General features: G+C 68.0%; 19 protein-coding genes, 1 tRNA gene and 2 pseudogenes. 13 read left to right on the forward strand and 9 right to left on the reverse strand.

Annotation, left to right across the window (positions count from 1 at the left end):
* The coding region (locus tag A5622_RS11845) for an enoyl-CoA hydratase-related protein (protein ID WP_232002948.1) at positions 1 to 170 on the reverse strand (170 nt) is incomplete at its 3' end.
* 48 nt (positions 171 to 218) lie between these two features.
* Between A5622_RS11845 and A5622_RS11850 the strand changes: the two are divergent.
* The 8 genes and pseudogenes from A5622_RS11850 to A5622_RS11885 all read left to right on the forward strand — a co-directional run.
* A pseudogene (locus tag A5622_RS11850) lies at positions 219 to 860 on the forward strand (enoyl-CoA hydratase); the annotation flags it as partial.
* A gap of 2 nt (positions 861 to 862) precedes the next feature.
* Positions 863 to 1,975: an MBL fold metallo-hydrolase gene (locus A5622_RS11855; protein WP_156752932.1), complete on the forward strand. Its 1,113-nt coding sequence runs from the start codon at positions 863 to 865 to the stop codon at positions 1,973 to 1,975.
* Positions 1,976 to 2,015: 40 nt separating this feature from the next.
* Positions 2,016 to 3,608: a serine hydrolase gene (locus A5622_RS11860; RefSeq protein WP_066878673.1), complete on the forward strand. Its 1,593-nt coding sequence runs from the start codon at positions 2,016 to 2,018 to the stop codon at positions 3,606 to 3,608.
* Positions 3,605 to 5,995, forward strand: a complete 2,391-nt coding sequence (locus tag A5622_RS11865; RefSeq protein WP_066878675.1) for a cation-translocating P-type ATPase — start codon at positions 3,605 to 3,607, stop codon at positions 5,993 to 5,995. Before A5622_RS11860 ends, A5622_RS11865 begins: the two co-directional genes overlap by 4 nt.
* Before the next feature lie 65 nt (positions 5,996 to 6,060).
* A complete protein-coding gene (locus tag A5622_RS11870; RefSeq protein ID WP_066866774.1) occupies positions 6,061 to 6,249 on the forward strand; it encodes an antitoxin in 189 nt (62 codons plus the stop codon).
* A gap of 3 nt (positions 6,250 to 6,252) precedes the next feature.
* Positions 6,253 to 6,726, forward strand: coding sequence for an SRPBCC family protein (locus A5622_RS11875; RefSeq protein ID WP_066866772.1), 474 nt, complete (start codon positions 6,253 to 6,255; stop codon positions 6,724 to 6,726).
* Between the two features lie 82 nt (positions 6,727 to 6,808).
* Positions 6,809 to 7,568 (forward strand): annotated as a pseudogene (locus A5622_RS11880) (VOC family protein).
* A 69-nt stretch (positions 7,569 to 7,637) separates the two neighbouring features.
* Positions 7,638 to 8,072 (forward strand): hypothetical protein, encoded by a 435-nt coding sequence (locus tag A5622_RS11885; RefSeq protein ID WP_066878677.1) that lies wholly within the window; start codon positions 7,638 to 7,640, stop codon positions 8,070 to 8,072.
* A gap of 4 nt (positions 8,073 to 8,076) precedes the next feature.
* Here A5622_RS11885 and A5622_RS11890 read toward each other — a convergent pair whose 3' ends face one another.
* The 3 genes from A5622_RS11890 to A5622_RS11900 are packed head-to-tail and all read right to left on the reverse strand — an operon-like array spanning position 8,077 to position 11,300.
* Complete coding sequence (locus tag A5622_RS11890) at positions 8,077 to 8,553, reverse strand: VOC family protein (RefSeq protein ID WP_066878712.1); 477 nt, start codon at positions 8,551 to 8,553, stop codon at positions 8,077 to 8,079.
* 2 nt (positions 8,554 to 8,555) lie between these two features.
* Positions 8,556 to 10,070 carry a carotenoid oxygenase family protein gene (locus A5622_RS11895; RefSeq protein ID WP_066878680.1) on the reverse strand — a complete coding sequence of 505 codons (1,515 nt, stop codon included), beginning with the start codon at positions 10,068 to 10,070 and terminating at the stop codon, positions 8,556 to 8,558.
* A 3-nt stretch (positions 10,071 to 10,073) separates the two neighbouring features.
* On the reverse strand, positions 10,074 to 11,300 hold the full coding sequence (locus A5622_RS11900; protein ID WP_066878681.1) for an acetyl-CoA acetyltransferase: 1,227 nt from the start codon (positions 11,298 to 11,300) through the stop codon (positions 10,074 to 10,076).
* A gap of 841 nt (positions 11,301 to 12,141) precedes the next feature.
* On the opposite strand from A5622_RS11900, the gene A5622_RS11905 reads away from it, so the two are divergent.
* Positions 12,142 to 13,674: a DUF4185 domain-containing protein gene (locus A5622_RS11905; protein WP_066866762.1), complete on the forward strand. Its 1,533-nt coding sequence runs from the start codon at positions 12,142 to 12,144 to the stop codon at positions 13,672 to 13,674.
* A 45-nt stretch (positions 13,675 to 13,719) separates the two neighbouring features.
* Positions 13,720 to 14,106 carry a hypothetical protein gene (locus A5622_RS11910; protein ID WP_066878683.1) on the forward strand — a complete coding sequence of 129 codons (387 nt, stop codon included), beginning with the start codon at positions 13,720 to 13,722 and terminating at the stop codon, positions 14,104 to 14,106.
* Positions 14,107 to 14,166: 60 nt separating this feature from the next.
* Here the strand turns inward: A5622_RS11910 and A5622_RS28185 are convergent, their stop codons facing one another.
* Positions 14,167 to 14,385 carry a hypothetical protein gene (locus tag A5622_RS28185; RefSeq protein WP_082972386.1) on the reverse strand — a complete coding sequence of 73 codons (219 nt, stop codon included), beginning with the start codon at positions 14,383 to 14,385 and terminating at the stop codon, positions 14,167 to 14,169.
* 350 nt (positions 14,386 to 14,735) lie between these two features.
* Between A5622_RS28185 and A5622_RS28190 the strand changes: the two genes are divergently transcribed.
* The 3 genes from A5622_RS28190 to A5622_RS11920 all read left to right on the forward strand — a co-directional run bounded on the left by A5622_RS28190 (position 14,736) and on the right by A5622_RS11920 (position 18,003).
* Positions 14,736 to 14,993 (forward strand): hypothetical protein, encoded by a 258-nt coding sequence (locus A5622_RS28190; protein ID WP_082975979.1) that lies wholly within the window; start codon positions 14,736 to 14,738, stop codon positions 14,991 to 14,993.
* Between the two features lie 369 nt (positions 14,994 to 15,362).
* Positions 15,363 to 16,595: a PPE family protein gene (locus A5622_RS11915; RefSeq protein WP_066878685.1), complete on the forward strand. Its 1,233-nt coding sequence runs from the start codon at positions 15,363 to 15,365 to the stop codon at positions 16,593 to 16,595.
* Between the two features lie 28 nt (positions 16,596 to 16,623).
* On the forward strand, positions 16,624 to 18,003 hold the full coding sequence (locus A5622_RS11920) for a PPE family protein (protein ID WP_066878688.1): 1,380 nt from the start codon (positions 16,624 to 16,626) through the stop codon (positions 18,001 to 18,003).
* Positions 18,004 to 18,031: 28 nt separating this feature from the next.
* Here A5622_RS11920 and A5622_RS11925 read toward each other — a convergent pair whose 3' ends face one another.
* From A5622_RS11925 to A5622_RS11940, 4 genes are all read right to left on the reverse strand, one after another.
* Positions 18,032 to 18,316 (reverse strand): hypothetical protein, encoded by a 285-nt coding sequence (locus tag A5622_RS11925; RefSeq protein WP_066878690.1) that lies wholly within the window; start codon positions 18,314 to 18,316, stop codon positions 18,032 to 18,034.
* A 112-nt stretch (positions 18,317 to 18,428) separates the two neighbouring features.
* Positions 18,429 to 18,821 carry a hypothetical protein gene (locus tag A5622_RS11930; RefSeq protein ID WP_066878691.1) on the reverse strand — a complete coding sequence of 131 codons (393 nt, stop codon included), beginning with the start codon at positions 18,819 to 18,821 and terminating at the stop codon, positions 18,429 to 18,431.
* A gap of 85 nt (positions 18,822 to 18,906) precedes the next feature.
* Positions 18,907 to 18,979: transfer RNA gene (locus A5622_RS11935), tRNA-Arg, on the reverse strand.
* Positions 18,980 to 19,028: 49 nt separating this feature from the next.
* Complete coding sequence (locus tag A5622_RS11940; protein ID WP_066878692.1) at positions 19,029 to 19,853, reverse strand: LLM class F420-dependent oxidoreductase; 825 nt, start codon at positions 19,851 to 19,853, stop codon at positions 19,029 to 19,031.
* Positions 19,854 to 19,857: the final 4 nt, after the last annotated feature.

Consider the following 19,857-nt stretch of genomic DNA (forward strand, 5'->3'; position numbering starts at 1 on the left):
CAGAACACCGTGCCCTGACCGGTCAGCACGATCGCGCGGGTGGAGCCGTCGCCCGCCTTCAGCACCGCCTCGCGCAGCTCCTCGACCAGCTCGGAGTTCAAGGCGTTGCGGCGCTCGGGACGCTGCAGCTCGATGGTCATCACGGCCTCGGCCTGGGTAACACCGATCATGGCAGCCACCCTATATAGCCTCGTCTCGTGAGTCGTATCACGGCTGGTGAACTGCGCGAGGCGGTGCTGAAGGCGGGCGACGGCTCCACCCGCGCGATCGTGCTGACCGGTCAGGGCACGGTGTTCTGCGCCGGCGCGGACCTGTCCGGGGACGCCTTCGCCGCCGACTACCCCGACCGGCTCGTCGAGCTGCACAGGGTGCTCGACGCCACGCTGATCCCGGTCATCGGGGCCATCAACGGCCCGGCGATCGGCGCCGGCCTGCAACTGGCCATGCAATGCGACCTGCGGGTGGTGGCACCCGACGCGTTCTTCCAGTTCCCCACCTCGAAATATGGTCTGGCACTGGACAACTGGAGCATCCGGCGGTTGTCCTCGCTCGTCGGCCACGGCCGCGCCCGGGCCATGCTGCTGACGGCGGAGAAGCTGCCCGCCGACGTGGCGCTGCAAACGGGGATGGCCAACCGCATCGGCACGCTCGCCGACGCGCAGGCCTGGGCGGCCGAGATCGCCGGGCTGGCGCCGCTGGCGATCCAGCATGCCAAGCGGGTGCTCAACGACGATGGCGCCATCGAGGAGGCCGGGCCGGTGCACAAGGAACTCTTCGATAAGGCCTGGAGCAGCCAAGACGTCATCGAAGCCCAGGTCGCCCGGATCGAGAAGCGGCCGCCGAAGTTCCAGGGGGCCTGACGATCATGCGGGGGACGCTGCGGCTGGTCGCCGGTACGGCGTCGCTGGCGGCCGGAAGTTGGCTGGTGCGAGCGCTGCACGGCGCGCCGGACGCGCTCGGCGCCCACCCCGCCTCGATCGCCGCGGTGACCGCGGGGTCGCCGAACTACCGCGACGGCGCCTTCGTCAACCTCGAGCCCCCCTCGGAAGCCAGGATGGACCGCGAGCAACTGCGGCTGGTCGCCTGGGAGCTGATCGGGAACCGGGGCGGCAGCCGGCCGAAGGGGCCGATCCCGCTGGCGTCGCCGGGAATCCTCGACGCCGACCCGAGCCGGCTGGCCGTCAGCTGGTTCGGCCACTCCACGGCGCTGCTGGAGATCGACGGCTACCGGGTGCTCACCGATCCGGTGTGGAGCGACCGGTGTTCACCCTCCGACGTCGTCGGCCCGCAGCGGCTGCACCCGCCGCCGATCCAACTCGAGGCGCTGCCCGCCGTCGATGCGGTGGTGATCAGCCATGACCATTACGACCACCTCGACATCGACACGGTCCTGGCGCTGGCCCGCACCCAGCGGGCCCCGTTCTTCGTGCCGCTCGGCATCGGGGCCCACCTGCGCAGGTGGGGGATACCCGAGCACCGCATCGTCGAGCTCGACTGGCACCAGAGCGCCAAGGTCGACGAGCTCACGGTGGTTTGTGTACCGGCGCGGCACTTTTCGGGACGCTTTCTGGACCGCAACACGACGCTGTGGGCGTCGTGGGCGTTCGTCGGGCCCACCCATCGCGCGTACTTCGGCGGCGACACCGGCTACACCAAGAGCTTCGCGCAGATCGGCGCCGACCACGGACCGTTCGACGTGACCCTGCTGCCCATCGGGGCCTACAACACGGCGTGGCCCGACGTGCACATGAACCCCGAGGAGGCGGTGCGGGCGCACCTGGACGTCACCGACGGTGGGCTGCTGGTGCCAATCCATTGGGGCACTTTCCGGTTGGCCCCCCACCCGTGGGCGGAACCGGTTGAGCGCCTGCTCGCCGCCGCGGGACCCGAGGGCGTGAACGTGGCGGTGCCGCTGCCCGGTCAACGCATCGATCCCGCGGCGCCGAAGGAATCCGATCCCTGGTGGCGGCTGTAGGTTCCCGCGACGCGCATCGTCACCGCGTTAGGGTGCGCGGGTGACCACACGCGCGGCCATGGCCGCCATCGCCGCGGCGCTGCTCGGGCTGACGGGTTGCGGTTCCGGCCAGCCGACCGCCGGGCCGCCGTCCACACTGTCCGACGTCCCGCCCAACCAGGTCTTCGGCGTATCGATCCCCGCCGGCCGCATCGACGAGGCCGTCGCCAAGGTCGACGGACTGGTCGGCGACCTGATGAAAAGCAGCGGCATCCCCGGAATGGCCGTGGCCATTGTGCACGACGGGAAAATATTGTACGCCAAAGGTTTTGGCGTCAAAGACGTCAGCAAGGGGCAGGGGCAGGACAACAAGGTGGACGCCGACACCGTCTTCCAGTTGGCGTCGGTGTCCAAATCGGTCGGCGCGACCGTGATCGCGCACGAAGTCAGCGACAACGTTGTCGCCTGGGACACGCCCGTCGCGGCCAAGCTGCCGTGGTTCGCGCTGAGCGATCCCTATGTCACCGGCCATGTGACCGTCGGCGACCTGTATGCGCATCGCTCCGGGCTGCCCGACCACGCCGGTGACAAGCTCGAAGACCTGGGCTACGACCGTCGGCAAACGCTCGAGCGGCTCAAGTACCTGCCGCTGGACCCGTTCCGAATCAGCTACGCCTACACCAACTATGGGATCACCGCCGGGGCGGAGGCGGTGGCGGCCGCGGCGGGCAAGCCGTGGGAGGACCTGTCCGACGAGGTGCTCTACCGCCCGCTGGGCATGACGTCGACCAGCTCACGGTTCGCCGATTTCCTCGCCCGGCCCAACCATGCGGTCAACCACATCAAGATCGACGGCACGTGGCAGGCCCGGTTCCAGCGTGACCCCGATGCCCAGTCGCCCGCGGGCGGCGTCAGCTCATCGGTGAACGACATGGCCCGTTGGCTGATGATGTTGCTGGGCAACGGGACCTACGACGGCCGGCGGATCGTCTCGCCGGAAGCGCTGCTGCCCGCCGTCAGCCCGCAGGTGGTATCGGCGCCCGCGAAAACTCCGCAGGCGCGCACCGGGTTTTACGGATACGGTTTCAACTCCTCGGTGGATTCTTCGGGACGCACCGAGTACAGCCATTCGGGAGCTTTCGATCTGGGCGCGGCGACCAACTTCGTCGCGCTGCCCGCCGAGGATTTGGGCATCATCGCGCTGACCAACGCCGCGCCCTACGGCATCCCGGAAACGCTGACCGCCGAATTCATGGACCTCGTCCAGTACGGCCACATTCGCGAGGACTGGGGGCCCTTGTACAACAAGGCGATCGGCTGGCTGAACAACCCGCTGGGGTCATTGGTCGGCAAGCAACCCCCGGCCAACCCCGCACCGGCCAGACCCCTCGGCGACTACGCCGGCATCTACGCCAGCGACTACTGGGGACCGGCCGTCGTCACCGAACACGACGGCGCGCTGCAACTGGCGATGGGTCCGAGGAACCGGACGCTCACCCTCACCCACTGGGACGGCGACACCTTCACCTTCGGCCTGACCGACGAAAACGCCCCACCGGGAACGATTTCCAAGGCTACGTTTTCTGCTTCGCCGACGCCTTCGCTGAACTTGGAATACTACGACTCCGACAAGCTGGGGACCTTCACGCGATGACTCTCGCTGCTACGTCTGGCCTGACCGACGCCGAAGTGGCGCAGCGGGTGGCCGACGGCAAGACCAACGCGGTGCGCGAACGCGCCACGCGCAGCATCACCGATATCGTGCGCGCCAACGTCTTCACCCGGATCAACGCGATACTGGGGGTGCTGCTGCTGATCGTGCTGGCGACCGGTTCGCTGATCAACGGCATGTTCGGGCTGCTGATCATCGCCAACAGTGTCGTCGGCATGGTCCAAGAGATCCGGGCCAAGCAGACCCTGGACAAGCTGGCGATCGTCGGGCAGGCGAAACCCTTGGTGCGCAGGCAATCCGGCGCCCGAGCGGTGCCGCCCGCCGAGGTGGTGCTGGACGACATCATCGAGCTGGGCCCCGGGGATCAGGTCGTCGTCGACGGCGAGATCGTCGAGGAGGCGAACCTGGAAGTCGACGAGTCGCTGCTGACCGGTGAGGCCGACCCCATCGCCAAGACCGTCGGCGACGCGGTGCTGTCGGGCAGTTTCGTCGTCGCGGGCAGCGGCGCCTACCGCGCCACCAAGGTCGGACCGGACGCCTATGCGACCAGGCTCGCCGAGGAGGCCAGCAAGTTCACCCTGGTGAAATCCGAACTGCGCAACGGCATCAACCGCATTTTGCAGTTCATCACCTACCTCTTGGTGCCCGCCGGTCTGCTCACCATCTACACCCAGCTGTTCACCACCACGCACACCGGCTGGCGGCAGGCCGTGCTGCGCACCGTCGGCGCGCTGGTGCCCATGGTCCCCGAAGGGCTGGTGTTGCTGACGTCGGTCGCGTTCGCGGTCGGGGTGGTCCGGCTCGGCCAGCGCCGCTGCCTGGTACAGGAGCTGCCCGCCATCGAGGGACTCGCGCGGGTCGACGTGGTCTGCGCGGACAAGACCGGCACCCTGACCGAAAGCGGCATGCGGGTCGCGCGGGTCGACGAACTCGACGACCCGGGGCAGCGCCCCGCCATCGCCGACGTGCTGGCGTCGTTGGCCGCCCAGGACCCGCGACCCAACGCGAGCATGCGGGCGATCGCCGAGACCTACAGCGAGCCACCCGGCTGGACCGCCACGGCGACAGCACCTTTCAAGTCGGCCACCAAATGGAGCGGCGTCTCTTTTCAAGACCACGGAAACTGGGTGATGGGAGCGCCGGACGTGCTGCTCGACCCAGGATCCGCGGCCGCCGAACAGGCCGAGCGGATCGGCGCGCAGGGGATGCGGGTCCTGCTGGTCGCCGCCGGCGACGTCGCCGTCGACCACCCGGACGCGCCGGGCCGCGTCACCCCCGTCGCGCTGGTGGTCCTCGAACAGAAGGTGCGACCGGACGCCCGCGAGACGCTGGATTACTTTGCCGGTCAAGGTGTTTCGGTCAAGGTGCTGTCCGGTGACAACGCCGTCTCGGTCGGGGCCGTCGCCGGTAAGCTCGGGCTGCACGGCGAGACGATGGACGCGCGCCAATTGCCGTCGGAGCCGGCACCATTGGCCGACGCGCTGGAATCCCACACCACGTTCGGTCGCGTCCGCCCGGACCAGAAACGCGCCATCGTACAAGCCCTGCAGTCGCGTGGCCACGCCGTGGCGATGACCGGTGACGGTGTCAACGACGTGCTGGCCCTCAAGGACGCCGACATCGGCGTCGCGATGGGCGCCGGCAGCCCGGCGTCTCGCGCCGTCGCCCAGATCGTCCTGCTGGACAACAGGTTTGCCACGCTGCCCTACGTCGTCGGCGAGGGACGCCGGGTGATCGGCAACATCGAGCGCGTCGCCAACCTGTTCCTGACCAAGACGGTGTACTCGGTCCTGCTGGCCTTGCTGGTGGGCATCGAATGCCTGCTCGCCAAGCCCCTGAAGGCCGACCCGCTGCTGTATCCGTTCCAACCCATCCACGTCACCATCGCCGCCTGGTTCACCATCGGCATACCGTCGTTCATCCTGTCGCTGGCGCCCAACAACGAACGGGCCCACTCGGGTTTCGTGCGCCGGGTGCTCACCTCGGCGCTGCCCTGCGGGCTGATCGTCGGCACCGCGACGTTCGCGTCCTACCTGTTGGCCTATCACGGCCGCCACGCCACCTACGTCCAACAGGATCAGGCGTCGACCGCGGCGCTGATCACGCTGCTGATGACGGCGCTGTGGGTGCTGGCGGTGGTGGCGCGCCCCTACCAGTGGTGGCGGGTGGCGCTGGTAATCGCTTCGGGCCTGGCCTATGTGGTGATTTTCAGCCTGCCGCTGGCGCGTAAGGCGTTCCTGCTCGACCCCTCCAATGTCGCGGTGACCGCCACGGCGCTGGGGGTCGGCGTGCTGGGTGCGGCGGCGATCGAGGCCACGTGGTGGATCCGGGCCAAAGTGCTGGGCGTGCGGCCGCGGTTGTGGCGCTGAGCGCGCCGAACTCACCGCGGGGCGTCGTCACCGGCCAAGTACGATGCCGGGAAAAGGGAGGGTGCATGGGATTCCTGGACAAGGCGAAGGACCTGTTGTCGCAGAACGCCGACAAGGTCGAAAAGGCGATCGACAAGGCCGGCGAGTTCGTCGACGACAAGACGCAGGGCAAGTACACCGACACCATCCACCAGGTGCAGGAGCAGGCCAAGAAGGCCGCCGGCACCGCGGACACCGGCGACCAGCAGAACTGAGCAATGGCCAAGCTTTCCGGATCCATCGATGTCCCGCTGCCACCCGAGGTGGCCTGGCAGCACGCCTCTGACCTGTCCCGGTACAAGGACTGGCTGACCATTCACCGGGTGTGGCGCAGCACCTTGCCCGACGAGATCGAAAAGGGCACGGTCGTCGAGTCGATCGTCGAGGTCAAGGGCATGTACAACCGGATCAAATGGACGGTGGTGCGCTACAAGCCGCCCGAGGGCATGACGCTCAACGGCGACGGCGTCGGCGGGGTCAAGGTCAAGCTGATGGCCAAGATCGCGCCCAAGGACGACGGCTCGGTCGTCAGCTTCGACGTGCATCTGGGCGGCCCGGCGCTGTTCGGGCCCATCGGCATGATCGTCGCTGCCGCCCTGCGCGGCGACATCGACCGGTCGCTGGAGAACTTCGTCACGGTGTTCACCCGATCCGACCCCAGCACAAACGGCGACGGCAGGGCGCACGGCTGACCGCCGATGAGTTTTCGGTGGGGCGGCAGTCGGTAGTGGTGAAGCTCCCCTGTCGGGGGCCAGACACCCCAAGGAGGTCACCGTGCCCACCCGTGACAGCGCGCCGCTGGGCGCTCCCTGCTGGATCGACCTGACCACATCCGACGTGGCCCGTGCCCAGGAGTTCTACGGCGTGGTCTTCGGCTGGACGTTCGAGTCCGCCGGTCCCGAGTACCACGGATACGTCAACGCCGCCAAGGACGGCCATATGGTCGCGGGCCTGATGGCCAACCGGCCCGAAGCAGGATCACCGGACCACTTATTTTCACACCGCCGACCTCGACGCCACGCTGTCCGCGGTGACCGGGGCCGGCGGGTCGGTGTGCATGGCGATCGAGGTGCCCGCCAAGGGCCACATGGCCGTGGCGACCGACCCAACCGGCGCGGTGTTCGGCTTGTGGCAGCCGCTGGAGCACCGTGGCTTCGAGCTCATCGGGGCGGCCGGCAGTCCGGTCTGGCACCAGCTGACCACGCGCGGCTACGGCGCGGCCCTCGACTTCTACCGCGACGTGCTCGGATGGCAGACCGAGCCGGTTTCCGATACAGACGAATTCCGCTACAGCACAGCCCGGTTCGGCGATGAGGAGCTGCTCGGCGTGATGGACGGCGCGGCCTTGTCGGAGGAGATTTCGCCTAACTGGGTGATCTTCTTCGGCGCCGAGGATGTCGACAAGACGCTGCGGGTGATCGCCGACAACGGCGGCGCCGTGGTGCGCGACGCCGAGGACACCCCGTACGGACGGCTGGCCGCCGCGAGCGATCCGACGGGTGCGATCTTCAACCTGTCCTCGCTGCCGACCTAGCGATCCAAGTGCGGCGAGCCGCGCGCTCGCTCACGCGGGCCGGTGCCGCAGTCCGTTAATCTCGCTAGCATGACTCGCCGACTCCGTCCCGGTTGGCTGGTGGCGTTTTTCGCCGTGGTGGTGTCGGCCAGCGCATGGCTGCCGTGGCTGAGGACGACCGTGAACGGCGGGGGCTGGGCCAACGCCATCGGCGGCGCACACGGCAACCTGGAACTGCCGCGGGGGTTCGGCGCGGGCCAGCTCATCGTGCTGTTGGCCTCGACGCTGCTGGTGGTCGGCGCGATGATCGGTCGTGGCCTGTCGGTGAAAGTGGCTTCGATTGCCGCCCTGTTGATTTCGTCGCTGCTGGTGACCCTCACGGTGTGGTATTACAAGATCAACGTCAGCCCGCCGGTGTCGGCCGAATACGGCCTCTACGTCGGGGCGGGTGCTGCCGTCTGCGCGGTGGCGTGCTCGCTGGTGGCCGTCATCGCGGCGTTGGCCTCTGGACGGCCCGGCCGCTGAACCGTCAGGCCGACGGGAATTCGTGTTTTCCCGAACTGGCGCTGTGGCCGGGCTCGTTGACGCCGAACACGAAGGGCGCGAACACGATCTCGCGACCGTCCGGGTCGCGGAAGGTGACCGCACCGGTGGCCGCCCAATAGGGGTGCTGTTCGACAGGCGACGTCCCGGCCGCTAGAAGACGGGCGGTCGCGGCCTGTTGGGCCCGCTTGTCGGGGAAGTACAGGCACAGCTGCTCGTGCTGGTCCACAGCGATGGGCTCGGGCGATTCGACGATCTCCAGCGTCAGGTTCCAGCTGGGCAGCCCGAAGATGGCGCCGTTGCTGCCGTAGCTTCCCTCGAAAGTCTCATAGAGCGGCAGCCCCACTAGTTCACGGTAAAACCGCACCGTCTCAGCGAAATTCGACGACCGGCGAGCGAAACGCAGACCGCCGATTGGGGCCAGCTGTGCGGGCCAGTGCGTCATCCGGCGGCGATGCGGCATCGTCACAGCCCAATCGCCGCGGCCGCCGACTCCGTGGTGCGCCAACGCCGCAGCTCTGTTCCGGGTGCCCACGTCGAATGGGTGCCGCTGGAGATGCGCTCCGGCAGTTGTACTTTGCACACCGGGCCGTCGCCGACCCGGGCGGCATCGAACACCAGGCAATAGGAGGCGTCGGCGTTCATGTCTGTGGTGAGGGTGACCAGGTAACCGTCGTCTTCGCCGACGGCGCCCGCGCGCGGCGCCATCGCGGTCTCGCTGCCGTAGACGCCGTCGCCGAAGGCGAATTTTTCCTCGTACCCGGTGCGCAGGTCGTGTTTGACCAGACCGTCGAACAAGAACCAGCCGGGCTTGCCGGTGGCGGCGTAGGTGTAGCGGTAGTCGCGCGCGGCGTGGCCGGGATTGATGGTGCCGAACTCGGTGATGGACTCCGAGAGCTGCTCTTCTCGTACCGCGCCGGTGACCAGGTTGAAGCGCCACCGATGCAGCCGGGCCTGCAGACGATCCAAGGCGAGGAAGCGAAACAGCTTCTCCCACTTGGTTCCTCCGGTATCCAGGGGAGACGGATCACCTTCGAAGAATCCGTCGAGCACGATCTCGTCGCCGACCTCGTAGGCATTGGTGAAGTGCAGCACGAAAGTGGGATCGGCCTCGAACCAGCGAATGTCTCCGGTGCCGCAGCGGCGCGGAATCACCGCGAATCGCGACGGCATGTCGGGATAGAAGCGGGGCAGGTGCACGTCGTGCTCGAGCAGCTGAGGATCCCAGAACAAGGGGAAATCGTTGAGGATGGCGTAGTTTTCGGTGAACGCCATGTCATGGGGGAGCCGCGGGCCGGGCAGCGGGATGTCGACATAATGTGCCAGCTCGTTGCGCTCGTCGACCACGCCATAATGCATGTACGGCTCTTGCTTACTGTAGTTGAAGAACAGCAATTCGCCGGTTCTGTTGTCTACCTTGGGATGTGCGGACGCGCCCCAGTCGGCCGGAAAGCCGCCGTTCCAGGACTCCTTGCCGAGGGTGTCGGCCGTGTACGGGTCGATCCGGTACAGGTCGCCGCACTGGTAGAAACTGGTCAGCGCGACCCCGCGGTGGACGGTGACGTCTGTGCTTGACGCATCCTTCATCCGGGTGCGCGCGCCCCACCCTTGCTCGCGGCGGGCCAGTTGGACGGGCTCGGCCAGACCCGGCCACAGCGGTCCGCCGGTCTCGTTCTCGGCGAGAAAACCGTCGGTGCGGATGAATCTGTTGCGGTAGAAGGCCTTTCCGTCCCGGAAGCCAACCACGTGCACCATGCCGTCGCCGTCGAACGGGTGATAGGTCTTCAGTGCGGGGTGGAGCGGGTTCTCGGTGTTGCGCAGGTAGACGCCGTCCAGGTCGCGGGGGATCTCACCCTCGACGGCGACGAGGTCATCGGCGTCCCACTCGGTGGTCTGGGGGCGCCATGGCCCGGTTCGGTAGGGGTGATCGTCGTCTTCGGGCAGGGTTGACAGGAACTTGCCGACGATTTCAACATCCATGGCTCACGCGCCTTCGGTGCCGCTGACGACGAAACTGACTGTGGTTGCGGTACTTCCGCCGAAGTTCAGCGTGCCGAAGGTCTGCGCGCCGTCGACCTGATACTCGCCGGCGGCGCCGCTGACCTGCTTGGCCGCGTCGAGCAGCATCCGCACGCCGGACGCGCCGACCGGGTGTCCGCCGCCGATCAGCCCGCCGCTGGGGTTGATCGGCAGCCGGCCCCCGATTTCGATCTCGCCGTTCTCGACGGCCTTCCACGATTCACCCGGACCGGTCAACCCGAGATGGTCGATGGCCAGGTACTCGCTGGGGGTGAAGCAGTCGTGCACCTCGAATCCGTCCACGTCGTCGAGGCCGTGCCGCGCGCGGCGCAACGCATCGGCGACCGCGGCCCGCACGTGGGGCAGAACGTACGGGTCACCGTCGGCGCGGTCCAGTTTCTGTCGTAGTCCCAGCCCGACCGTGCGGTGACCCCACCCGTCGATGCGCCCGATCGGGCGCGCATCGGGGTGCTCGCGCAGATAGGCGTCGCTGACGAGCACCAAACCCGCGCCGCCGTCGGTCATTTGGCTGCAGTCGAACCGCCGCAGCCGGCCTTCGGTGATCGGGTTGGTCGCGTCGTCGTCGCCGATCGGGTCCGGGATGGTCCACTCGCGGGTCTGCGCGTTGGGATTGCGCCGAGCGTTGGCGAAGTTGAGCTGTGCGATGGCTCGCAGGTGCGCGTCGTCCAGGCCGTACCGCCGGTCGTATTCGTCGGCCAGTTGGGCGAACATGGACGGCCACAGGTAGCGGGCGCCGGCGCCCTCGTGTCCGGTCCATGCGGCGGCACCCAGATGCTGGGCGGCGGTGTCGCCGGGGACGGTCTTCTCCAGCTCGATGCCCACCACCAGTGCGGTGTCGTATGCGCCCGATCGCAGATCGGCCATCGCCGCCAGCACCGCCACGCTGCCGGACGCGCACGCCGCTTCGTGGCGCGAGGCCGGGGTGTCCCACAGGCCGTCGCAGACAGTCGCCGGCATCGCCCCGAGGTGGCCCTGGCGGGCGAACATCTCACCGAAGGCGTTGCCGACGTGCACCACCTCGATGGCGGCCGGATCGACCTTCGCCGCGGTCAGTGTGGCGTCGACAACCTCGACGGTCAGCGCGGCGAAGTCGCGGCCTTCTCTGGTCAGGTTGCGCGCGAAATCGCTTTGGTAACCACCGAGAATCCACACGCCTGGCGACCCATCCATACGCCGACGGTACTCCCGCACCGCGGTGTTGTTGAGGCCAATCGGCGAGCCGTTGCGGACCGGTGTTCGGGCCGTGAAAGGCCCGAGAAGAGGGCGGCCCCGTCGGCTCTCGGGCTGAACCGACGGGACCTAGGCGGACACGAAGGCCGGCCGACGTGCTCGCCTCTGTTGGATCATTGCCGCCCATGGGGGTCGACAAACATGCTGACCCAATCTGTTTCAGTGTGGCATGGCGTTCGCGCTGTGCCAGGCGAATGGCGAATTTCGTTTTGCGTGTGTGCAACAGCGTCGGGTCGGTCCCGTCGGCGAGAGTCTGAGCTGCGCCAATGTGGTGCGCTTGTACCGATGCGCGCCCGGGGCGCGACCGGCGCGGCGCGCCGCTGCCCGGCTGGACGACAGGTCGTCGCGCAAGCCGATGTCTGTGCCGTTCTCCTCGGCTCGGTCAGCAAAGTGGTGCCCCACCCACCGCGGCGCCTCGAACGGCGGCCCGGGCGCCGATGGACCCCGGGAATGAAACGCCCGCTACCGAGTAACAGGAGTGTCGCCGGCGGGAAGCCGCCTCGGTTCGGTCCGACCGGCCCGTGGCCCCATCCTGGCAGCGCTTCCGGCGCCGCGTGGTTGACTGTGTTGGCGACAACGGCAAAGCCGACAACGCCTCTCAACTGCACGGTTCGGCCCGGAGTTAACCGTCGAACGGGTGCGGCCGCGCCGCGATCGCCGCGTTGCGACACGGTCACGGATGGATACCTATCGGTTCATCACTGGTCACATATGCCCCGTGGATCACTATCGTCACATGAGCCAACTAAGGACCGGCGTCCTACCCCTCGAAAGGTGTTACATGTCGGCGTTTCTGCGAAGTGTGTCGCTCACGATGGCGTCGGCGGCCGCTGTCGGATTCGTCCTCGTGATCGGGCCCGCGCCAACGGCAAACGCCACACCGTGTGGGGCGCCCGAGGCGAACGTCGATCCTCCCGCGCCGCCGGTGGCCATGCCCGCGCCGCAGCCGGTCGTCCAGCCGCCGACCGGGCGCCGGCCCACGCACACGAACGACCAGGCGCCGCTGCCTCGGCTGGGCCCGCTGATCTCGTCACTGCTCAAGCCGACAGCTCCAGGCCGCCAGTACTCGGCACCGGTGCATCCGCGAGCCGAAGGGCCCGGAGCCGACCCGGCCGCGCCGATGTACCCGCAAGCCGAGGTGCTGCCGCCAGGACCCAATCCGCCCGCGCCCGGGGTTCCCGCGCTGCCGCCGAATGCCAACCAGCTGCGTCCCAACGCCGCGCCGATGCCGCAGCCGCAGCCCGAGCCCGGCCCGCCGCCCCCTTCGATCGCCGGTGCGCCGACGTCACTGGTCGACTGGGTGACCGGACCGAACGGTCCGAACAAGACCCTGCAACGCTTCAGCATCTCCGGCACCGACCTCGGGATCGCCTGGGACAACGGCGATCCCGCCAACCGTCAGGTACTGATGGCCTTCGGTGACACGTTCGGCTATTGCAAGGTGCACGGCCAGCAGTGGCGCTACAACACCTTGTTCCGCAGCAACGACCACGACCTGTCCAAGGGCATTCACATCGCCGACGGTGTGCCCAACGACCGGTATTCGGGGTCGCCGGTGTGGGCGCCCGGGCTGTCCAAGCAGGTCGTCAACACCATCCACAAGGCGGCGCACGAGACGGGAATCATCCCGACCGCGGCGATGTCCATGGGCCGCACGCAGTACATGAGCTACATGTCGATCCGCCAGTGGGGCCGCGACGGCGAGTGGTCGACCAACTACTCGGCGATCGCCAGGTCCAACGACAACGGCCAGAACTGGGGGATCTTCCCGACCACCATCCGCACGGCCTCACCGGACGCCATTCCGGGAGCCGGGTTTACGCCGGGCAATGAGAACTTCCAGATGGGCGCCTTCCTGAAGGGGAACGACGGCTACCTCTACCAATTCGGCACCCCGTCGGGACGTGGCGGCGCGGCGTTTCTGTCCCGCGTCCCACCGAACCAACTGCCCGACCTGACCAAGTACCAGTACTGGAACGGCGACAACGGCGGCCATTGGGTCGCAAACAATCCCGGCGCGGCGACGCCGATCTTCCCCGGGCCGGTTGGCGAAATGTCGGCGCAATACAACAGTTATCTCAAGCAGTACCTGGTGCTCTACACCGACGGCGGCAGCAACGACGTGGTGGCGAGGACCGCGCCGACGCCGCAAGGCCCCTGGAGTCCCGAGCAACCGCTGGTGTCCTCCTTCCAGATGCCCGGCGGCATCTACGCGCCGATGATCCATCCCTGGTCGTCGGGACGAGACCTGTACTTCAACCTGTCGTTGTGGTCGGCATACGACGTGATGCTGATGCACACCGTGCTGCCGTAAAGCGTTGCCACCGAACAACGATGGCCGAGTGAGAGGAGGGCGACGATGATCGCCTTGGAGTATCACGACAATTGTTGCGGCCTGGCCGACCCGCTCACTCCTCTCGCGGCGGCGGCCCTACCCGACGGCGTGCCCAGTTCGTCGGCGGGCGCGGCGTCGAGGGGCGACAGTGTCGGCGGCGCGCAGACCCACACGGTGTTCGACGGTCACCGGCCGGATTTCTGGACGGTGGGCAGGCCGGGCCTGCGGGACATCGAGGTGTGCATCGAAGGGACCCGCGCCGACGGCGCGATCAGTCTGGGCCTGGTGGTCAACGGCCTGGACTGCAGTGGTGTTCCGATCGACCAGGCGCTTTCGCTCGCAGACGCCCGGGGGGATGCGGGCGTCTGCGGCGTTAGCTGCCGGGGAGGCGGACACCTCAAAGCCAGTTAGCAAACGGCGCAAGGCTTTTCCGCGAGGCCGTCGTCGCCGATCTGTGTCAGGGGGTCTCGGTCACGGCGGCGGCGGAATCCACCGCTTGCCGTCCGTGGTCCACCCGCAGGGCAGATAGTTCCAATGTGCCGGCGGATTGGGGTCGAAACTCAGGCACTTCGGTGCGTAGAACGAAGGGGCGGGCGGGGGAGGCGGCGCCGGTTGATTCTCGGCGCTGGCGGTAGCCCCGCTGAGCAGCACGGCCCCAGCGGCCATCAGTGTCGCGACTAGCTTCCGCATCGCAGGCTCGGCAGATCGTATGCCCCAACGAAGCGACGGGCGCTACGTTTCTTCCCTCACACGCACGTTATGGATGGTAGTCCTCTTCTCCGGCTTTCGCGCGCAACTCGAGTGGTGACTGCCGACCAATTGGCGGCGACGGGGCCGGCCGGCCGGCCAGATGCGCCGCGGCGCCCGGCCCCGGCGCGCCTCCCCGGTGGCGCCCGCGGAGTAGCGCGGGACACTAGACGAAGTGGATGAACGCAAGCTGGACATCGCGTCACAACGAAAAGTACGATCGTGTTCTGTTCATCTACTTGTAGAGCGGGGATTTTCTTGCGGCACAAAGCCGTGCAAGCAGGAGCGTTGCAATGAGGTCTCTGGAGGGCAGCTCGCCGTCAGTGTTTGCGGCGAGCGCCTGTGGAATCGCCTTGCGCCGCCTGGGGCACGCCCCGGTGCCGGCCGGTCACCTCACCCGGGGACGGCCCTTCCTCGCCGCGTTCATCGCCGAGCAGACCCGTCAAGACAGCTGGCGCGCAATCGAAGTCATCACGGATACCCATAATTGCCGCGTCGAGTCATACCTGCAGCGTCGACGGCATCGCCCGTGGCGCAGCAGGGGATCCTAACCATTCGAGGTTGACCCTTTCATGTCGTGACCGGCGTTGCGCGACAACGCCGGCGGCGTCGGCTATCACGACGGCCCACGAACTGCCGTAGCCACGTCGCAAGGTTCTCCGAGTTCCCTGCCGGAATTCCTGGTCGCGGACTGTGATTCGTCGAATCGATGTGCGAATCAACAACTTACGTCAGAGCACTCGACCGGCCGCTCGCAGCCCGGTCACGAGCCGGTCGGTATTGCACCCCCGGCACCGAAAGCGAATCGGGCTCGCGACGCCGGGCCGCAAATAATTTTCCAATCAGTAAACCGGTACTGCGGCCGGTGCGGGTTTGCCTTGAGGTGTGACCGCCGTACCGCTGAATCAGGTGGGATAACAATGGATTTCGGATTCCTACCGCCGGAAGTCAACTCCGGCAGGATGTACGTCGGCCCCGGCGCCGGCCCGATGCTGGCCGCCGCGGCGGCGTGGGATGGGTTGGCCGTCCAGCTGCACTCCGCGGCGGCGTCGTACGAGTCGGTGATCGCGAGCCTGACCGGTGATTGGCGAGGCCTCTCGTCGGGCATGATGGCGGCGGCGGCAGCGCCGTATGTCGCGTGGATGAGCTTGACCGCCGCCCAAGCCGAGCAGGCCGCCGATCAGGCGCGAGTGGCGGTGGCCGCCTATGAAGCCGCGTTCGCCGCGACCGTGCCGCCGCCGATCGTCGCCGCCAACCGTGCGCGGTTGATGGCGCTGATCGCGACCAACCTCCTCGGTCAAAACACTCCGGCGATCATGGCAACCGAGGCCGAGTACGCCGAGATGTGGGCCCAGGATGCCGCGGCGATGTACGGCTATGCCGGTTCCTCGGCGGCCGCCGCTCAGATGACGCCGTTCACCCAGGCGCCGCAGACCGCCAACCCGGCCGGGACGGCGGCACAAGCCGCTACCGTCGCCAACGCTGCCGGCGGGTCGGTCGTGACCCACACGCAATCGGCTCTGCCGCAACTGATGTCCGTCGTGCCTCAATCACTGCAGAGCCTGACCACGCCTGCTGCTGCTGCCGATCCCCCGTCGCTGCTGTCGGCTCTCGACTCGGCGCTCACGGGTCCACTGGGCCCAGTGTCGCTCTTCGGCATCGGCGGCAGCCCTTATCTGCTGGGCGTCGAAAACTATCTGGTGCCACAAAACGTGGCCAATGTGAACAGTGCCAGGCAGCGGCTGGACCGCGACCGACTCAAGCTGGCCCAGCTCGGCGGCGGGGCCGAGCCGGGCAACCGCGTGGTCGGCTCACCGAGGCCCGGTGGTGCCGAAGTTCCAACGGGGATAGGCCGAGCGGCCATGGTCGGGCGCCTGTCGGTGCCGCAGGGATGGGCCGCCGCCGCCCCGGAAGTTCGGCCCGTCGCCATGGTGTTGCCACAAACCACAGTCGCCGGTGCGCCGGCCGTGCTGGCGGCAGAGGGGCAGGGGTCGCTGTTCGGCAATATGGCCGCTTCGGGTCTGGCCGGGCGTGCCGTGGCTGCCGCCGGTGGTGGTTCTACTCGCGGAATGAGCCTCGGGGGCAGCGCATTCGGGCGGGCGGCAACTACCGCCACCATCATCGTCATCAACGCCGACGACGCGCGGGACTAGCTGCCGTCGCCAATATCGAGGAGCAGCAATGGATTTTGGAGCCTTACCCCCGGAGATCAACTCCGCTCGGATGTATGCGGGTCCCGGTTCGGGGCCGATGTTGGCCGCCGCGTCGGCGTGGGATGGCTTGGCCGCTCAGCTGCACTCTGCGGCGGCAGCGTACGACGCGGTGATTTCCAACCTGGCCAGCGGTTGGCAGGGGCCGTCGTCGGCGGCCATGGCGGCCGCGGTTGCACCCTACGTGGAATGGATGAGTCTCACCGCCGCGCAGGCCGAGCAGGCCGCCGCGCGGGCCAGGGCGGCGGTGGCCGCCTACGAGACCGCGTTCACGGCGACGGTGCCCCCGGTGGCGATCGCGGAGAACCGCAGCCGGCTGACGGCACTGGTGGCGACCAATGTGCTGGGCCACAACGCTGCCGCGATCGCGGCCACGGAGGCGGAGTACGGGCAGATGTGGGCGCAAGACGCCGCGGTGATGTACGGCTACGCCGGATCCTCGGCGACCGCCGCGCAGATGACGCCGTTCGACTCGGCGCCACAAACCACCAATCCCGCCGGAGCGTTCGGTCAATCGGGCGCCGTCGCCCAGGCCGCCGGCGTCGCTCCGGCCAACGTGCAATCCGCCCTGTCGCAGTTGATGTCCTCGACGCCGCGAACCTTGCAAAGCCTGGCAGCGCCGGCTGCATCCCCCGCAGCGGATCCGTCGTCGTTGGCGACATGGCTGAACAACCTGAACTCCACACCGCTGGCGCGGATCGCCGCGAACGTCGAGTTCGTCACCAAAGCCATTCGTCCGGTGAACGACACGTTGCTCAGCCTGAGCTTGGGCCTGGTGGTGACGGCACGGACCTGGAGCGACACGGCGGTCGACCTGGAGGGACCGCTGTTCGCCGCGCTCGGCTCGAGCACGCAGGCGGCCACGACGGCCGGCGCGTCCGCCGTGTCCGCAAGTGTCGGCAGCGCCGGCCTGGCAGGAGCGTTATCCGTACCGCCGAGCTGGGCGGTGGCCAGCCCGGGGATCAAGTTGGCCGCCACCGTGCTGGAGTGCACCAGCGTGGGTGCCGCGCCGACGGTCGCGGCGAGCACGAGTGGTCTCGCCAGCGAAATGGTCCTGGCGGCCTTGGCCGGAAGCGCCCTGGGCGGCTCGGTGCCCCGCGGACTCACCGGAGCCGCCCTGCGGGGGGTGGGCCGCCGCCCGTCGGGCGACGACGCCGAGACGCCGGACAAGCTGAAGACCGTCCTCGCGGAACTGCAGCAGACGCCCGAGGCGGTTCAGCACTGGCACACCGATAAGGCGCACCTGGAAAGTCTGTTGGACCAGCTGGCCAAGAAGCCTGGCGTCCATGCCGTGCACTTGTCCTCTGCCGAGAAGTCCAAGGCCACACCGCCCCGAGCCACCTGGGGGTAGCCGCACGTGGGCTCGGCCTGTGGCGCCGCTAGGCGGCGCGGCGGCGATGCCACGGTGCGTGCACCGACGCCTTCGTGAGCTCGCCGCGGCCCGCCGGCAGGTGAGACACCGAAGCCAAGGCCTCGTCACCGCTGCGCGGGCGGGCGTCGCGATGAATCCACCAGGCGGCCGTCATACCCACGAAGCCGACCGCCAAGGCCAATACGAGTACGACGTCCCCGAAGGCGAGCAATAAGATTGTGCCCGCGATGATCCACAGTGTCTCGGCGATCGGGTAGCGGGCGCCGAAACGTCCTCCGGTGGGGGTCTGCATGTCAGCCTCGCTAGGTGGGGTCACCGTTCGTTGAGTGACTAGGTCTTGCAACACCTGGACGATCGGAAGGTTGCCCGATCGGGCGACGACGTGACCCAACTCACCACCCGGCTCACGCCGTCGAGGCGCCGGCGCGATTCTGGTTTGCCAACGCGGCAAGTCCCAAGCCGAGAAACAACGCCGCGCCGCCGCCGGTGATGAGGGCACCGGCCGGCGGCAGCGTCTGACGTCGGATGCCGCGCAGGGCCGCGATGACGTCCATGGCGTCGGTGAGCAGCCCAAGTTGTAGTGCGCGGGTGCGCAACCGCGGAGAGGCATCCGTGACGGCGAGGGCCAGCGTCAATTCGCGAGACCCGAACAGCTGGGTGGTGAAGGGCTGCCGCTCGGCGCCGGCCAGCCCAAACAGGCGCGCGGCCTTGGCCGGAGCCGCCCATGCGGTCACGCCGGTGGCGAAGCGCAGCGCGGCGAATGTCGGGATGAGAACGCGGTTCGGTGAGGTGGTCATCCGACCATCCTCTTGCGCCGTGCCGCCGATTCATACCCCTCGCCGGACTGGCCATGACAGTGGCGGCCCGTCACACATTATGCGGTGCCCCCGGCAGGATTCGAACCTGCGACACCGGCTTTAGGAGAGCCGTGCTCTATCCCCTGAGCTACGAGGGCGGACGGGCCTGAGCTTACCGGCAGGCTGACCCCTGAATCGCCACGGCGGTCAGCGCAGTTCGGCGATCACCTTCGAGAAGTTCTCGATGTTGTTGTCCTGCACGGTGAAGGACGAGACGCCGTACTTCTCCCGGTACCCGGACAAGGTGTCGGCGATATCGCGCGGCGAACCGCTGAGCACCGAGGGCTGCGACAGGATCTCCTCGTCGGACAGGTCCGGCGAATAGGCGCGGGTCAGCTTGAGGTCGGGCTCGGTCTCGCCGGCCCGCGGCATCGCCGTGATGGCCAGATTCAGCTCCAGCGAGTCGAACCGATCTCCGGCGGCCTTGCGGACGAAGTCGACCCGCTCGGCGAACGGGTCCTCGACGTCGCGCACCCTGGATCCGGTCAGCCCGATGATGTCGGCGTTGCGGGCGGCGATGGTCAGCACCCGATCGCCGTTGCCGGCGATGATCAGCGGCGTCGACGGGTGGTGCTCTTTCAGGTACTTCGTCATGTGTTCGAGGTAGTCGACCCGCTCGCGTGCGCTGGGATACGGGATCTCCGCGGCTTCGAACTCCTCGCGGACGTAACCGGTGCCCAGCCCGATCTCCAGGCGGCCGTCGCTGAGCAGGTCCAGTGCCTGCATGTCCCGGCTGAGCAGGGCCGGCTTGTAGAACGCCGAATTGAGCACATACATGCTCAGCCGCAGCGTCGTGGTGGCCATCGCGACCGCGGTCAGCGTCGGGAAGGGCGCGGCGGCGCCCAAATGGTCGGGCACACAGAGAATGTCGAAGCCGGCGTCCTCAGCGCGCTTGGCCTTGTCCAGCAGGGCATCGCGCGACTTGAAGAACCGCATGCTCATTCCGAAGCGAAAATCCTTGGCCACCAACATTCTC

Source organism: Mycobacterium sp. 1245801.1 (assembly GCF_001673055.1).
Classification (GTDB): domain Bacteria; phylum Actinomycetota; class Actinomycetes; order Mycobacteriales; family Mycobacteriaceae; genus Mycobacterium; species Mycobacterium europaeum_A.

Coding starts and splice junctions, on each gene's coding strand:
- A5622_RS11865 (WP_066878675.1), top strand. CDS start 3,605: ATGACTCTCGCTGCTACGTCTGGCCTGACCGACGCCGAAGTGGCGCAG.
- A5622_RS11870 (WP_066866774.1), top strand. CDS start 6,061: ATGGGATTCCTGGACAAGGCGAAGGACCTGTTGTCGCAGAACGCCGAC.
- A5622_RS11875 (WP_066866772.1), top strand. CDS start 6,253: ATGGCCAAGCTTTCCGGATCCATCGATGTCCCGCTGCCACCCGAGGTG.
- A5622_RS11885 (WP_066878677.1), top strand. CDS start 7,638: ATGACTCGCCGACTCCGTCCCGGTTGGCTGGTGGCGTTTTTCGCCGTG.
- A5622_RS11890 (WP_066878712.1), bottom strand. CDS start 8,553: ATGCCGCATCGCCGCCGGATGACGCACTGGCCCGCACAGCTGGCCCCA.
- A5622_RS11895 (WP_066878680.1), bottom strand. CDS start 10,070: ATGGATGTTGAAATCGTCGGCAAGTTCCTGTCAACCCTGCCCGAAGAC.
- A5622_RS11900 (WP_066878681.1), bottom strand. CDS start 11,300: ATGGATGGGTCGCCAGGCGTGTGGATTCTCGGTGGTTACCAAAGCGAT.
- A5622_RS11905 (WP_066866762.1), top strand. CDS start 12,142: ATGTCGGCGTTTCTGCGAAGTGTGTCGCTCACGATGGCGTCGGCGGCC.
- A5622_RS11910 (WP_066878683.1), top strand. CDS start 13,720: ATGATCGCCTTGGAGTATCACGACAATTGTTGCGGCCTGGCCGACCCG.
- A5622_RS28185 (WP_082972386.1), bottom strand. CDS start 14,385: ATGCGGAAGCTAGTCGCGACACTGATGGCCGCTGGGGCCGTGCTGCTC.
- A5622_RS28190 (WP_082975979.1), top strand. CDS start 14,736: ATGAGGTCTCTGGAGGGCAGCTCGCCGTCAGTGTTTGCGGCGAGCGCC.
- A5622_RS11915 (WP_066878685.1), top strand. CDS start 15,363: ATGGATTTCGGATTCCTACCGCCGGAAGTCAACTCCGGCAGGATGTAC.
- A5622_RS11920 (WP_066878688.1), top strand. CDS start 16,624: ATGGATTTTGGAGCCTTACCCCCGGAGATCAACTCCGCTCGGATGTAT.
- A5622_RS11925 (WP_066878690.1), bottom strand. CDS start 18,316: ATGCAGACCCCCACCGGAGGACGTTTCGGCGCCCGCTACCCGATCGCC.
- A5622_RS11930 (WP_066878691.1), bottom strand. CDS start 18,821: ATGACCACCTCACCGAACCGCGTTCTCATCCCGACATTCGCCGCGCTG.
- A5622_RS11940 (WP_066878692.1), bottom strand. CDS start 19,853: ATGTTGGTGGCCAAGGATTTTCGCTTCGGAATGAGCATGCGGTTCTTC.